At 39.8% G+C, this 13,549-nt stretch carries 15 protein-coding genes; 5 read left to right on the forward strand and 10 right to left on the reverse strand.

The features are described 5' to 3' along the window. The first annotated feature begins 20 nt into the window (after positions 1-20). Genes HCU67_RS09585 through HCU67_RS09600 form a run of 4 tightly spaced genes read left to right on the forward strand, consistent with a single transcriptional unit; the run spans position 21 to position 3,939 of the window. On the forward strand, positions 21-2,201 hold the full coding sequence (locus HCU67_RS09585; RefSeq protein ID WP_168552409.1) for a TonB-dependent receptor: 2,181 nt from the start codon (positions 21-23) through the stop codon (positions 2,199-2,201). A 13-nt stretch (positions 2,202-2,214) separates the two neighbouring features. Further along, positions 2,215-2,631 (forward strand): Fur family transcriptional regulator, encoded by a 417-nt coding sequence (locus HCU67_RS09590; RefSeq protein WP_168552410.1) that lies wholly within the window; start codon positions 2,215-2,217, stop codon positions 2,629-2,631. Between the two features lie 51 nt (positions 2,632-2,682). Next, positions 2,683-3,057, forward strand: coding sequence for a DUF3703 domain-containing protein (locus HCU67_RS09595; protein ID WP_428047031.1), 375 nt, complete (start codon positions 2,683-2,685; stop codon positions 3,055-3,057). Further along, entirely contained in the window at positions 3,058-3,939 is an 882-nt protein-coding gene (locus HCU67_RS09600) for a cation diffusion facilitator family transporter (protein ID WP_168552412.1), read from the forward strand. It abuts the gene before it with no gap. Between the two features lie 69 nt (positions 3,940-4,008). On the opposite strand, the gene HCU67_RS09605 is transcribed toward HCU67_RS09600, so the two are convergent. From HCU67_RS09605 to HCU67_RS09645, 9 genes are all read right to left on the reverse strand, one after another. After that, positions 4,009-4,566, reverse strand: coding sequence for a type 1 periplasmic binding fold superfamily protein (locus HCU67_RS09605; protein ID WP_168552413.1), 558 nt, complete (start codon positions 4,564-4,566; stop codon positions 4,009-4,011). A 17-nt stretch (positions 4,567-4,583) separates the two neighbouring features. Further along, on the reverse strand, positions 4,584-6,977 hold the full coding sequence (locus HCU67_RS09610; protein WP_168552414.1) for a TonB-dependent receptor: 2,394 nt from the start codon (positions 6,975-6,977) through the stop codon (positions 4,584-4,586). Positions 6,978-7,047: 70 nt separating this feature from the next. Next, a complete protein-coding gene (locus HCU67_RS09615) occupies positions 7,048-7,347 on the reverse strand; it encodes a hypothetical protein (RefSeq protein WP_168552415.1) in 300 nt (99 codons plus the stop codon). A 55-nt stretch (positions 7,348-7,402) separates the two neighbouring features. Next, entirely contained in the window at positions 7,403-7,918 is a 516-nt protein-coding gene (locus HCU67_RS09620) for a DUF6787 family protein (protein ID WP_168552416.1), read from the reverse strand. A gap of 28 nt (positions 7,919-7,946) precedes the next feature. Then, complete coding sequence (locus HCU67_RS09625) at positions 7,947-8,402, reverse strand: DUF6146 family protein (protein ID WP_168552417.1); 456 nt, start codon at positions 8,400-8,402, stop codon at positions 7,947-7,949. Between the two features lie 67 nt (positions 8,403-8,469). Next, positions 8,470-9,108 (reverse strand): DUF937 domain-containing protein, encoded by a 639-nt coding sequence (locus HCU67_RS09630; RefSeq protein ID WP_168552418.1) that lies wholly within the window; start codon positions 9,106-9,108, stop codon positions 8,470-8,472. A gap of 69 nt (positions 9,109-9,177) precedes the next feature. Then, complete coding sequence (locus tag HCU67_RS09635) at positions 9,178-10,131, reverse strand: NAD(P)-dependent oxidoreductase (protein ID WP_168552419.1); 954 nt, start codon at positions 10,129-10,131, stop codon at positions 9,178-9,180. 3 nt (positions 10,132-10,134) lie between these two features. Then, on the reverse strand, positions 10,135-11,199 hold the full coding sequence (gene serC / locus HCU67_RS09640) for a 3-phosphoserine/phosphohydroxythreonine transaminase (RefSeq protein ID WP_168552420.1): 1,065 nt from the start codon (positions 11,197-11,199) through the stop codon (positions 10,135-10,137). Positions 11,200-11,268: 69 nt separating this feature from the next. Beyond that, positions 11,269-12,315: an acyl-CoA reductase gene (locus HCU67_RS09645; protein WP_168552421.1), complete on the reverse strand. Its 1,047-nt coding sequence runs from the start codon at positions 12,313-12,315 to the stop codon at positions 11,269-11,271. A gap of 65 nt (positions 12,316-12,380) precedes the next feature. Between HCU67_RS09645 and HCU67_RS09650 the strand changes: the two genes are divergently transcribed. Next, a complete protein-coding gene (locus tag HCU67_RS09650) occupies positions 12,381-12,734 on the forward strand; it encodes a 4Fe-4S dicluster domain-containing protein (protein WP_168552422.1) in 354 nt (117 codons plus the stop codon). Here the strand turns inward: HCU67_RS09650 and speB are convergent, their stop codons facing one another. Continuing rightward, positions 12,735-13,511 (reverse strand): agmatinase, encoded by a 777-nt coding sequence (gene speB / locus HCU67_RS09655; RefSeq protein ID WP_168552423.1) that lies wholly within the window; start codon positions 13,509-13,511, stop codon positions 12,735-12,737. Between the last annotated feature and the right edge of the window lie 38 nt (positions 13,512-13,549).

Below are 13,549 nucleotides of genomic sequence, written 5' to 3' on the forward strand. Positions count from 1 at the left end.
GACAGTTTATTCTAGTTAAAATGACCAAATACATAATGAGCTTTGGGCTCATGCTCATGTTTTGCGCATCCAGTATCGCACAAAACATATTGGAAATTAAAGTACTTACCAAGAAAGAAAAAGAACCTTTGCTTGGAGCTACGGTATACATCGCCTCGCTGGACAAGGGTGCGACCACCAATTTTGACGGAATTGCCATTCTGGGGGAAATTCCCAATGGGACCTACGAGATTCAAATTTCCTATTTGGGCTTTGAAACAAGGGAAATATCCATTTCAGTCCCAACTGCTACAGAACTAATATTCTACTTAGAAGAAAGTGCCAACGCCTTGGATGAAGTAGTGGTTCAATCCACCAGAAGTACCCGTACCATCCAAAGGATACCAACACGGATAGAGTATATAGGTGCTGAAGAACTGGGTGAAAAAGCTATTATGAATCCTGCAAATGTATCGGTAGTCTTGCGAGAAAGTACAGGGATCCAAATGCAGCAGACCTCACTGAGCAGTGCAAATACCAATATTAGAATTCAAGGTTTGGATGGGCGTTACACCCAACTATTGCGCGATGGTTTTCCACTTTACAGTGGTTTTTCAAGTGGATTGAGCATTTTACAGATACCTCCATTGGACTTAAGGCAATTTGAAATCATTAAGGGAAGTTCATCAACATTATATGGAGGTGGTGCCATTGCAGGCTTGGTAAACATGGTCTCAAAAACACCCGAAGAAGAGCCAACTTTAGATATCATGCTAACGCAGACACAGGCACTGGGAAGTACGGCCAATATTTTTTATGGGGAGCGAAAGGACAAATGGGGTTGGACACTTTACGGCTCGGGTCATTACCAAAAAGCTTTTGACCCTGAGAATGATGGCTTTAGTAATTTACCCCTGACCCAATCTATAAGTTTTAACCCTAAACTATTTTACTATCCTTCGAACAACACAACGTTTTGGTTTGGAATCAATGGAACTTATGATGACAGAATAGGTGGGGATATTACAAAAATTGAAGAAGGTGAAAATGGCATCCATCAATTTACGGAAGAAAACCTATCAAAACGAGTAAGCACACAAGCTGTTTTTGAGTCTCGGTTAGATTCCGTTCAATCCATTTCCATAAAGAACAGCATTGCTTTTTTTGATAGGAGTTTGGAAATACCCGATTTGTTCTTTAAAGGCAATCAATGGAACACTTTTACAGAAGCGGCCTATCAGAAACAGGGGATTAGGTCAGATTGGGTTTTGGGTGCGAACCTTTATACCACATCATTTGACGAGCGGGACAATCCATTGGAACGCGACCAACAAGATGTTACAGCGGGATTGTTCGCCAATGCCATTTTTGACCTTTCTGAACTATGGATTCTTGAAACGGGACTACGTACGGATTATGCCATTGACTGGGGGCTTTTTGCACTACCTAGGGTTTCACTGTTGTTTAAATCGAACAATAACTTTTCCAGTAGGCTTGGTGGTGGCTTGGGCTACAGGGTTCCAGATATATTTACTGAAGAAGCTGAATTCATCAACTTTAGAAATGTATTACGAATTGATAAAGATTTGCTGAAAGCAGAACGTTCTTACGGTCTCAATTTGGATTTTAACTACCAAACTAGGTTGACGGACGACATAGGCTTTTCTATCAATCAATTGTTTTATCTCACCGCCATTAGGGATGGATTGCTACTCAATCCTAATGCTGATGATTTCTTTCGGTTTGAAAATGCATCTGGTGAAATTCTTAGTAGAGGTGCAGAAACGAACATCAAGTTTACCTATGAAGATTTTAGGTGGTTTTTGAACTATGCATTTATTGATACACGACTCAATTATCTACCTGGTAATCCGCAAAAACCACTAACTGCTCGGCATAATGCAGGTAGTGTTTTGATGTATGAATCTGAAAAATGGCGTATTGGTTATGAGACCTATTACACGGGAAAACAATTGCTGTCCAATGGTATGGAAACAACAGACTTTTTTACGATGGGATTGCTCGCAATGCGTAATTTTAAATGGGGAAGTACGTTTGTGAATTTTGAGAACTTTACGGACCGAAGACAGAGCCGTTTTTCACCTTTGGTACTACCGCCACACGAAAACCCTACCTTCCCAGAAATTTATGCCCCTACGGACGGATTTATTTTTAGTGTAGGCGTTATTTTGAAACCATTTGGGAACGAGGACAACCATTAAACCGAACAATACTATGATACCTTCAGATAAATTTTTGGAAAGCAAAGGTATACGACCAACGGCAATGCGGCTTTTGGTATTTCAACATCTTGCCAAATCCAAAGTGGCAACTACGTTGTCAGATATAGAAAACGCTTTCGCGAAAGCGGACAGGACAACCCTTTTCAGGACCCTAAAAACCTTTGAGCAAAAACGGGTCGTCCATCAAATAGACGACGGTTCGGGCATTATGAAATATGCTTTGTGCGAAGAAGGCTGTAATTGTGAATTGGAAAGAGACCTGCATCTCCATTTTCATTGCACCATTTGTGGTGAGACCATATGCCTAACCGAACAGAAAATCCCTCATATCAATCTGCCTGATGGTTTTGTCGCCGAGGATGCCAACTTGGTACTAAAAGGAATTTGCGATAAATGTAGCGGTCAATAAATGCACTTCCATTGCATTGCCCTATGACATATCTTGAGCTTGAAAAAATGAATGATGAAATTAAACACGTTTATTCCAAAAGGCTTAAGAGGTTTTTATCTGAACGAATTGAACCTGTACCGTTTTTCAATGCAAAGTGGAAATTTGTCCCAAGCTTGGCACCATCTTGAACGTTCCCATATTCTCGGGCAGTCCTATCCATTTGAGCATACCTATTCACATTGGCTCATGCTGAAATTTGGTTTACGTCAGCAAAATGTAAAAGAGATTTTTGGACAATTGATTCGTTTATTGGTCGGGGGTTGGAAATCATTCATTGACCATGTGCCCCTTGGCAATACGGGGGGAAGCAATGTGCCGCCATTGAAGAAGATGGAACTCCCAAAGGATTTGGCCCATATCCTGAAAACGTACAAAAGAGTTTAAATGGGACACAATCACCACCATCATAACTCCAACAAAAACCTAAAAATGGCTTTTTTCCTGAATCTCGGGTTCACTATTTTGGAATTCATTGGAGGAATTTACGTCAACAGTATAGCCATAATATCGGATGCGGTTCACGACTTGGGCGATAGTCTCTCGTTGGGCACATCCTGGTATTTGGACAAAAAGTCAAAACAAAAGGCAAATTCAAGATTTTCCTTTGGTTATAGACGCTTTTCCCTCTTGGGTGCTTTGATCAATAGCGTGGTGCTCATTGTAGGTTCCGTATATGTGATATATGAAGGGGTTGGAAGGATTCTAGAGCCAGAACATTCCGATGCAAAGGGAATGATTGTCTTTGCCATCATCGGTGTGGCCGTAAATGGATATGCCGCTTGGAAGGTCGGCAAGGGCAAATCCCTGAACGAAAAGGTGGTTTCTTGGCACCTGCTCGAAGATGTGCTTGGGTGGGTGGCAGTACTGATAGTTGCAATCGTGCTGAGCTTTAAGGATATACATTATCTAGATCCAGCACTCTCTCTTGTAATCTCGCTTTACATTTTATACAACGTAGTTAAACGGCTTAAGGAGACTCTATATCTGTTTTTGCAAGGTGTTCCAAAGGACATAGATATGGATGTCATCAAGTCCAAAATTTCCAGCATGGAAAACGTGGCATCCCTGCACCACACCCATGTATGGTCCTTGGAAGGCGAAAATCACGTCTTTACCACGCATATCAAATTGAGGAACATCGAACGTTTGGAGCAACTAGTCGAGCTTAAAATTGAAGTAAAGGACTTATTGGAGGAATATCAATTTGATCATTATACTATCGAAACCGAGTTAGTAGAAGAAGACTGTCTATTAGAAAAGAATTAAAGGTAAAGCCTCCCAAACCTAGAAAGAATTGAGGTTTGGGAGATTTGTGTGTTTTTCCTTATTCCCTTTTTACAGAGTAATATTGAAGTTAAATGTTGCTGCAATATCAGTTTCACCACCAGCACCAGCTAGCGTACCGTCATTTGGTTTTGTTGGTTTATGACGTAGCGTAACAGTAAGTGTTCCTGCTCCAGCCGTATTCGTTACTAATGCAAAACTTAAACCAACTGGATTTCCATTACCATCTTGGTCGGTAGCAGCGGCACTGGCAACAGACCCCCCAATTTCAAAAATAAATTGATGTTCATCATTTTCTTCTTCAATCTCTGTGGTAACATTTTCAGCAGGACTCTCTGTTTCGTTAAGTAAAACAATAGAACCATTGTAAGTAGTGTTACCAGCTAAATTACCTGAAACTGTCACATTGGGCGCCCCAGGTCCGTCACCATCCAAATCTTGGGTTTGAAATGTAATTGTGTCACCACCACCAACTGGAGTCAAGGTGATTGTCATTGTAGTGATAACCTCTTCTTCATCTACTGGTGTAGGATTGCTATCATCATCAGAACATGCAACAAAAAGAAGCCCTGCCATAAAAAAGATTGATAAAAATTTAAGTGTTTTCATGATTAAAGAATTGCGTGTTAATAATTAAATTTTAATTGTAAAATAAAGTTTCGACCTAAATCGTCTGCGAAATAACGCTGTCGATTTAAATAGTCTCTGTATGTTGTATTGAGTATATTATTTATCGTTAGGCTAGGAGTAAAGGTTACCTTGCCAAACCTGAATTGCGAACGAAGGTCCATGCCCAATAAATGATAGGCTGCGGGGGCAGAATTAACGGCTATCTCAACCTCTTCATTTTGTTGGGGTGAGAAAACGAATATGTTTGGTGGCACCTCATTTTGCATAAAAACGTAGTTGCTTCTTATGTCTAACTCAAAACCTTTCCAGTCCGGTTTAGAAAAGGTCAAACTATTGCGAATATTGGCTGCGGGCACATTTATCAGTGCAGCATCCCTGCCTGTATCCTTTCCTTTTACTATAGAGAATTGATGCTGTGATTTTAAATTTGTTGTCCAATTGGAATAAAATGAAGCGTCTAAACCTAATAAGCGGACATCAGTTTGCACATAACTCCACACCGGAAAAGCTCCTCTAATGGTAAATTCAACATCAGTAGGCTCCAATAAGATAAAATCAGAAATAAAATTCGCATAGGGTTCTAGCTGAAATCCCCATTTTTCAAAATCGTTCTTTTTGGATAAACTGATTTTGTGTGAGGTTTCACTTTTAATGCGTAAGTCTCCCAATTCAATACGTGCAGCCGAATGGTGTAGACCATCACTGAACAATTCTGAAGGATTTGGAGCCCTTTGCGCAATGGCATAATTGAATTTGAAACTGTCAAAATTGGACTTTGAAAAATTTCCTCCAATGGTCCCAGAAATGTTATTGTACTTAAAAACCGGATTTGTCAATAACTGTGTTCCTAAATCGTCAATAATCAAATCTTCAAATTCCGTATCATAGCCCCGTTCTTCCCATCTTGAGGTCCTGTAGAACTTTTTTGCGTCTATTTGTGTAAAGTCATAACGCACACCCGCATCGAAAATCCAGTTTTCACCTAGGTGATATTCGGCTATTGCGAATGAGCCAAGCTCGAATCTATCATAGTCAGGTATTAACCTTCTCACCCCAGTATCAGGATTGGCAAAATTGTCTTGATAACGCCCTAAAAGACCAACATTGATATTAATATTATTGTTGGCATCCCATATAAAGTCAGTAGAAAGGGTATGTGTGGTCAATTCCAAATCTATTGCTGGAACATCATCACGATCACCACGTCTTACATCAAATTCGAACCTCCTGTTATTTTGAAAATCGTATTGTACGTTCCATTTTCCAAGTCCTTCAAATCGTTTGTAAAGATTAAGTTTACCTAAATGATGACGAACCTCTTGTTTGGGATTTTGTAAATCGTAAGTAAAATCACGAATAATCAATGGTTGACCGCTATTAATACTTCGAATCAAATCATCAACACTGCCAATGTGTGATGCCCTAAGAATGGCGATATCGGCTTCATAAAATGAATAAGTGGCATCCCAACCCCATTCAAATGTTCTTTTTCCAAAGGCCAATGTAGTACTTAACTCTTGGGTGCCCGTATTTGAAAGAATATAGTCTGGAGCTTCTTGGTCTCCTAATCTGCGGTATGAAGCTTGCCCATTAATAAACCAACCTTTGTGGTATGATTTCGTTAATTCTGAAGTGATACCGCCTCCTCGTCCATTGCTTACTCCGTTAATCAGGGTCTTACCAAAGAGGGTATCGGATTTAATTGGTTGGCCTTTATCAATTAAAATAACCCCGCCAATGGCATCACCACCATATTTTAATGCAGATGCACCTTTGACTACGGAAACACTTTGTGCGCCATTAATGCTAACATTAGGAGCGTGTTCATCGCCCCATTCCATATCCTGCATGCGCACTCCATCATTTAAAACCAATACACGGCTACCTGTAAGACCATGTATAGTTGGTTTCACAATGTTGGCGCCTGTATTAAAACTGGAAACACCGACCAATTCACGTAAAGCGTCCCCCAAAGTTGCCGCACTAAATCGTTCTATGGTCTGCGTATCTAAAACCAATTCTTGGGCTGAATTGGTCTCTGAGGGGACAACATCACCCACGACCTGAACTTCATTAAGTTCTTCCAAGTGGTGTTCAAGACGAATATCAAGTTTGGTTTTACCATTAATCGATATGGGAATGAATAGTGTACTGCACTCTGGATGCGATACCTCGAGCTCAAAATTGCCAGGACAAAGGCCTTCAAAGCTATAACTGCCATCTTCATTTGAAACCACGGTAGCCTCTTGACCAATAACCGTAATGGTGGCCCGGGCTAGTGGACTTCTATCATGAAAATCGATAACATTTCCCGTTAAAGAAGCTTCACATACTTGTGTAAAACCCATCAAATGATGACAAAAAAGCATCGTTGCAATTATAAATCTCATATAAATTATAGGTTGCCAAAAGGCAAGAATAAACGAATTTTCGTTTGGAGCGTTTAGTGATTACGGAATATCAAACGCTTCTGGGAGGGGGGCGTAAGAAGAAGTACGATTTGTTGGTTGTTGCAACTTTTGTTTTAGGTTGCCCAAAGGTTTTAACAATATCAATGTGAGAAATTACTTCTGGAGAAATCCTAAAATCCGGCTGTAATTCAAGCTCTGCAACCTGATTTTCCATTGCCAATTCGCAAAGATGACATTCTTCATGGCCTGAATCCTCTTCAGAATGTTCGTAGATATGAATAGCCGACACCTTGAGCAGCATTAAAACCATCAAGGCGAAAGAGAAAAGTATTTTGCCAGCGTTATTCATAGCCAAGCAAATCTAACTTCAATGCAACAACAACCACTGTTAAGAAAATCATAATTTATTTTAATAAAAAACCAAGTCCCATACGCCTTAGCATTTTCTTTTCAAAGTTCCAGAAGAATTGGAACTGTCCAAAGCACCAGCCTACAATGACCAGGAGAACTTGATAAATGGGTAGAATTATTAAAATTCGAATAGGCCAATAAAACCAGCCGCTTAGGTTTTCCGAATGTATACCAATCAAATCCAGCAATGGGGCTGCTAATCTTGCTGATAAACTTCCAGTAATTGCAAAAACAATGAAAATCGCTATCATTTCCCACCTATAGGTCGTTATCCACTTATTTTTCAATTTCTCAAAACACCACAGAAAGAATCGAAGGGCGATAAAATATCCCACAAGGGTAATGGTTAAAGTGAATGGCCATTCCCAAGCTGAATTGTTCAAATCGAAAAGATGTAAAAACTTTCTGGCGATGTAGTAAGCAGTAAGCAGTATCATCAAAGACCCTAAAACTGGAAAAAGATATTGCCAGTTCTTGTTAATGTCCCAGCGCTTTTTAATGCGATTCATAAAATACTATAAGCAGCAAAAATAGGATTTAGATGCGGGGTACAAAAGCACTCAAACGTTGACGGTACTTGCGTTGGAAATAGATGAAGTAATTGTAGAGTTTCCAGTTTACTTCGTAGCCATAATCAATCTGGGGGTCGTAATCAATTTGCCATATATATAGGTTTGGGTCAAATTGTCTTGGTTGCAAAACCCTTTGGTTCCAATTCAAGACCAATATTTGATTTCGGTTCTCCAGCCATGATTGCGTATAGTAACCCGAAGGTCTGGCTATACTGTTTAGCCAGGTGTAAAAACCGGGCTCGATAATAATGATTTCGTATTCTGTTTCCGCATCGGATATCTCTACGGCCTGCTCATCTTCGGAATCAAAAATTTCAGACTCATTTTCAGATACCTGCAGTGATTCTTTTTGCGAAGCACATCCCAACATCGATAAGCATAAAATTGCCAGTGAAATGCCCCGTAAGATTTCTTTTTTCATAGTATCCTAAGATAGCAAAAGCCATTCCGAAATCGAAATGGCTTTTTATTTCTCTTGTGAAAGAATTCTATTTTCCGAATAAGCCGCCGAGAAGACCACCTAAGCCTCCACTTTTCTTGTTCCCTGAAAGAACCATTCCGGCCAAGTCGTCGATGTAACTTCCGTCGCCATCAGAATCAAGCAAGGACTCTATAAGTGATTGTTGTTTGTTTGCATTTCTACCTCCACCAAGTAAACCGCCAAGCAGTCCGCTCATGGCGTCTGGATTACTTACGCTTTGTTGTCTAGATTGTTTTCCTAAGTAGCCCAACAAAATCGGTGCAGCAATTTTTAGAATTTGTGCAATGGAGCCAGCATCCATTCCAGATTTTCTACTGAGTGCATTTTCAACTTGAGGTTGTTTGCTTCCCAAAATATGCCCCAAAATTCCAGCGCCATCATCCATAACATTTTGGTCGACACCACCACCGAATAGCCCTCCTAAATCATTAAGAATGCTACCGTCGTGTTTATTGCTAAGTGCATTGAAAAGCCCTTGGGCTCCGCCCGGGGTACTCGCATTTCTTTTCATTGCACCCATTAATATTGGCAGTGCCATTTGCATAACATCGGCTGTTTTTCCTTCCGATTGACCGGTTTGACCGGCTACGCCACTTATTATTTGCTTGCCCATTGGGCTGTTTATCAAATCTAGTAATCCAGACATTTCTATAGTGTTTACAGTTAGGGCGTAAAGTACAAAAATCTACCTTATTCCAAAGTCCAAATGAAGGGTTTACTTTAGTATTTCAATCATTTGATTGGCCAATTCAAGTCCAATTCGCTGTTGGGCCTCAAGCGTTGAGCCCCCTATATGAGGAGAAAGCGATATTCTAGGATTCATAAGTACTTTAATGGCAGGTGAGGGCTCATCTTCAAAGACATCAAGACCCGCAAATGCGAGTTTTCCGTTATCCAATGCATCAACTAAAGCCACTTCATCAATAAGTCCGCCTCGTGAGGTATTAATAATACCTGAAGTAGTTTTCATTTTGCTCAATTCGGCTTCTCCAATAACGGCATTCTTTTGTGCAGGTAGATGAATACTTATAAAATCAGCTGCAGAAAGTAATTCATCCAATTTTTTAGGCTTCACCACAAACTCCAAAAATTTTCCTTCAATGAATTCCAAACGAATCGTTTGTTTTTCTTGGTGATGGCTATCATGAAAAATAACTGCCATACCAAGGCCTAAAGCTCTTTTTGCAACAGCTCTACCAATTCTCCCAAAACCTATAATCCCAATGGTCTTTCCTTTAATTTCAGTAGAATTCGCATACGATTTTTTAAGGGCCTTGAATTTGGAATCACCTTCGAGTGGCATATTCCTATTGGAATCGTAGAGAAACCTTGAACCAGAAAAAATATGTGCAAAGACCAACTCGGCTACCGAATCTGACGAGGCGTTCGGGGTATTAATGACATGAATGCCCTTTGATTCTGCGTAGTCAACATCAATGTTGTCCATGCCTACGCCACCACGACCAATTAATTTAAGATTTGGACAGCCATCAATAACATCTTTCTTTACTTGTGTCGCACTGCGTACTAGAAGGGCAACAATGTTGTTTTCATTAATATACTTAACAAGTTGCTCCTGAGCCACCTTCGTTTCAATAAGCTCAAAACCATTTTCAGTAAGTTTTTCTTTTCCTGAATTGGAAATGCCATCATTGGCCAATACCTTCATAGATTATGCTTTTCGTTCAAGTTCGCTCATAACATCGACCAAAACACCAACACTCTCTAAAGTCATTGCGTTGTACATAGATGCACGGTAACCACCCACAGAGCGGTGGCCATTGATACCATTGATATTTGCCTCTTTACACATCTGGTCGAAAGTTTCTTTCAAGGTGGCATCTGTCAAATTAAAGGTTGCGTTCATGTTCGAACGGTCTTCTTTCGCTGCAAAGCCTGAAAACAAAGGGTTTAAGTCAATTTCAGAATAAATTAAGCTGGCTTTCTTATCATTTATCTCCTCGATTGCACTGATACCTCCTATATCTTTCAACCATTGCATGGTCAACATTGAGACATATACCGGAAAGACAGGTGGCGTATTGAACATGCTGTCCTTTCCAATGTGTACTTGATAATCCAACATTGAAGGAATTTTACGGGAAACTTTTCCCAGCACACCGTCTTTAATGACAACTAGGGTGGTTCCTGCCGGCCCCATGTTCTTTTGGGCCCCAGCATAAATTAGGTCGAATTGAGAAAAATCCAATTGACGGGAAAAAATATCAGAACTCATATCACAAACCAAGGTAGAATCGGTTTTTTGGAATTCTTTTATTTGGGTACCAAAAATGGTATTGTTAGACGTAAGGTGTAAATAGTCCAATCCTTGAGGAATGGTGTAGCCTTTTGGGATGTAATTGAAATTGGATTCTTGAGAAGAGGCAACTTCTACAATTTCACCAAAGATTTTGGCCTCTTTAATTGCTTTTAGACTCCAGGTTCCTGTATTGACGTATCCAGCTTTATCTTCCAACAAATTATAGGCAACATTCAAAAATTGTTGACTTGCTCCGCCCTGCAGAAAAAGTGCTGTGTACCCTTTATCAGATAAACCCAAATGTTCTAGTGCGAGTGACCTTGCTTTTTCCATGATTTCCACGAAAGCACTGCTCCGGTGGGAGATTTCAATAAGTGAAAGGCCACTGCCATCCAATTCAACTACAGCTTCTGCGGCCTTTTGCATTACTTCTTGTGGTAAAATGCATGGGCCTGCGCTAAAATTGTGTTTTTTCATTTAGGTATCGTTATTTGATAAACAAGCTGTAAAGGTCTGAAAAAATGAGGGGAAGGAAAAACGCTATGTTCAAAGATTAACCAGAAAATCAATGGTGTCAATCCCATCAGCATAATCGTTCAACTTAGGAGTCTGCGTTTGACCAAAATCAACTGTATCTTCAAAAATCCCACCAGAAACCACGCATTGAATGGATTCATTATTTGTTTCAAGCAATGTTTTCAGATTATTCACTGATGTATATGTTGAATAATTTAGTGTTGCGATGGGCGAAGAGAAAAGACTATCTTCCTTCACGAGCAAATACCCCGTATCTAGAAATTTAAAATCAGACATAAGGTATACCGCCTTGTTATAATCGTAGTTGTTGTTGTATTTATGATTTTCAGTTAGGGAATCCCATTCTTGAATAGCCTCAAACAAGGAATCGAATTCGTAGTCTTTAGGAACAAGTAATTTGGATACACTTCTGCAGCCTAAACCGAAATACCGGAAAATATCTTCCCCAAGTGCTTTTAATTGTCCTTGATTTTCACCTCCAGTTAAAATGGCTAAGGAGTTTCTGTTTTTTCGAATGATATTTGGGTACTTTCCAAAGTAATATTCAAAGTAGCGACTTGTATTATCACTGCCTGTTGCGATTATTGCATCAAAATTCTCAAGCTTGCTTGCAGAAAATTCAACTTTTTGTGACAGCGAAGCATCCTGCTCGATTAAAAATTTGGTTAGATAGGGGAGCAGCACTTTGTCGTTGTCGGATAATTTGGCAAGTACCTTATTTCCTGAAAAAAGAACACTGATAAAGTCATGAAAACCAACTAGTGGAATGTTACCCGCCATAATAATTGCAATGGTCTTAGGCCTTTTCACAGGTTCAATTGTGTACGAACCTAACCACTGTGTCAAATTTTCTTCAGTAAGGCAATCACCCCATTGTTTTAAGGCAAAATTTAAATTTTCTAGGGTAAACCATCCGTTTTGAGCTTTTGCAGTAAGGAGCACCTCGTTTAAATTATCGGTCCAAACTCCTTTATTGCCATTAGGATTTTCACAAAAATCACGAAGAACAGCTCCAAGTTTAACAAAAGCTTCTAAATGAGGTAGTTCTTGCAACATTAAATTTGTATACTGAATTAGTAGGATTTAATTTTGTCAAAATTACGCATTGAAAAAGGAAAATAATGGCAATTATAATAACGGATGAGTGTATAAACTGTGGCGCCTGTGAGCCAGAGTGTCCGAACACGGCAATTTACGAGGGTGCAGATGAATGGAGATATAGTGATGGCACATCATTGGCCGGCGACGTAGTATTGCCAGATGGAAAGGCGGTTAATGCTGACGAGGTTCAGGTACCAATAAGCGACGAGATATACTATATAGCTCCTGATAAGTGTACGGAGTGCATGGGCTTTCATGAAGAACCACAATGTGCTGCTGTTTGTCCGGTAGATTGCTGCGTTCCTGATGAAGATAGGGTGGAGTCCGAAGATGAACTTTTAGGCAAGCAGAAGTTTATGCACCCAGACGGGTAATTACAGCATTTTTTCTACAATTTCTTTCATCAATTTAGCGCATACCATTGCGGTTACGCCGTTAATATCCCTTTCCGGGTTGTATTCAACAATATCAGCACCTAACAATGGCACAGGAATATTTTGAATAATTTCAATTACTTGTCGGGTGCTTAAGCCCCCCGGTTCGTGGTGTGAGACTCCAGGTGCGAATGCAGGATCCAAAGCATCAATATCCAAAGAAAGGTAAATTGGTTTTTGGTACTTGGGCATTTCAAACAATTCAAAATCTTTCATTTCGATGATTTTGACACCAAATTCTCTTGCATTTTTGCGCTGTTCCTCACTTAAGGTGCGTATTCCTACTTGCGTAAGGTCAGTACTCAAACCATCCTTCATTATGTTGTAGAAGGGACAAGCGTGGGAATACGAGTCACCTTCAAAATCTGTGTATAAATCACCGTGGGCATCGATGTGTAGGATTCCAATTTCCCCATGTTTTTCATGTAATGCCTTTAAAACGGGGTAGGTTATGGAGTGATCACCACCGAAAGTTAACACTGGATTACCAGATTTTAGATTTTTTTTGGTGATGCGTTCAATTTCGAAATAATCATTAATCTCAAAATCCCCACAGTCCAGAATTAATTCCTCTGAAATATACACGCCACTCTCAGAATAATAATTTGCAGATGGAGAATGAAATGCCTCACGAACCAACGGTGGTGCTAAAGCTGGTCCCTTTAGAAATGATGATTTTTCATCGAATTTAAAGCCTTGTAGTGTAATTTTTGACATCTCATAAATATACCAAAACCATAATGTATTTTGTTGGC

The sequence above is a fragment of the Croceivirga thetidis genome, from assembly GCF_012272815.1.
GTDB classification, from domain to species: domain Bacteria; phylum Bacteroidota; class Bacteroidia; order Flavobacteriales; family Flavobacteriaceae; genus Croceivirga; species Croceivirga thetidis.

Excerpts from the sequence above, each read along its gene's own strand:
- HCU67_RS09585 (WP_168552409.1), top strand. The coding sequence starts at position 21 with ATGACCAAATACATAATGAGCTTTGGGCTCATGCTCATGTTTTGCGCA.
- HCU67_RS09590 (WP_168552410.1), top strand. The coding sequence starts at position 2,215 with ATGATACCTTCAGATAAATTTTTGGAAAGCAAAGGTATACGACCAACG.
- HCU67_RS09595 (WP_428047031.1), top strand. The coding sequence starts at position 2,683 with ATGATGAAATTAAACACGTTTATTCCAAAAGGCTTAAGAGGTTTTTAT.
- HCU67_RS09600 (WP_168552412.1), top strand. The coding sequence starts at position 3,058 with ATGGGACACAATCACCACCATCATAACTCCAACAAAAACCTAAAAATG.
- HCU67_RS09605 (WP_168552413.1), bottom strand. The coding sequence starts at position 4,566 with ATGAAAACACTTAAATTTTTATCAATCTTTTTTATGGCAGGGCTTCTT.
- HCU67_RS09610 (WP_168552414.1), bottom strand. The coding sequence starts at position 6,977 with ATGAGATTTATAATTGCAACGATGCTTTTTTGTCATCATTTGATGGGT.
- HCU67_RS09615 (WP_168552415.1), bottom strand. The coding sequence starts at position 7,347 with ATGAATAACGCTGGCAAAATACTTTTCTCTTTCGCCTTGATGGTTTTA.
- HCU67_RS09620 (WP_168552416.1), bottom strand. The coding sequence starts at position 7,918 with ATGAATCGCATTAAAAAGCGCTGGGACATTAACAAGAACTGGCAATAT.
- HCU67_RS09625 (WP_168552417.1), bottom strand. The coding sequence starts at position 8,402 with ATGAAAAAAGAAATCTTACGGGGCATTTCACTGGCAATTTTATGCTTA.
- HCU67_RS09630 (WP_168552418.1), bottom strand. The coding sequence starts at position 9,108 with ATGTCTGGATTACTAGATTTGATAAACAGCCCAATGGGCAAGCAAATA.
- HCU67_RS09635 (WP_168552419.1), bottom strand. The coding sequence starts at position 10,131 with ATGAAGGTATTGGCCAATGATGGCATTTCCAATTCAGGAAAAGAAAAA.
- serC (WP_168552420.1), bottom strand. The coding sequence starts at position 11,199 with ATGAAAAAACACAATTTTAGCGCAGGCCCATGCATTTTACCACAAGAA.
- HCU67_RS09645 (WP_168552421.1), bottom strand. The coding sequence starts at position 12,315 with ATGTTGCAAGAACTACCTCATTTAGAAGCTTTTGTTAAACTTGGAGCT.
- HCU67_RS09650 (WP_168552422.1), top strand. The coding sequence starts at position 12,381 with ATGGCAATTATAATAACGGATGAGTGTATAAACTGTGGCGCCTGTGAG.
- speB (WP_168552423.1), bottom strand. The coding sequence starts at position 13,511 with ATGTCAAAAATTACACTACAAGGCTTTAAATTCGATGAAAAATCATCA.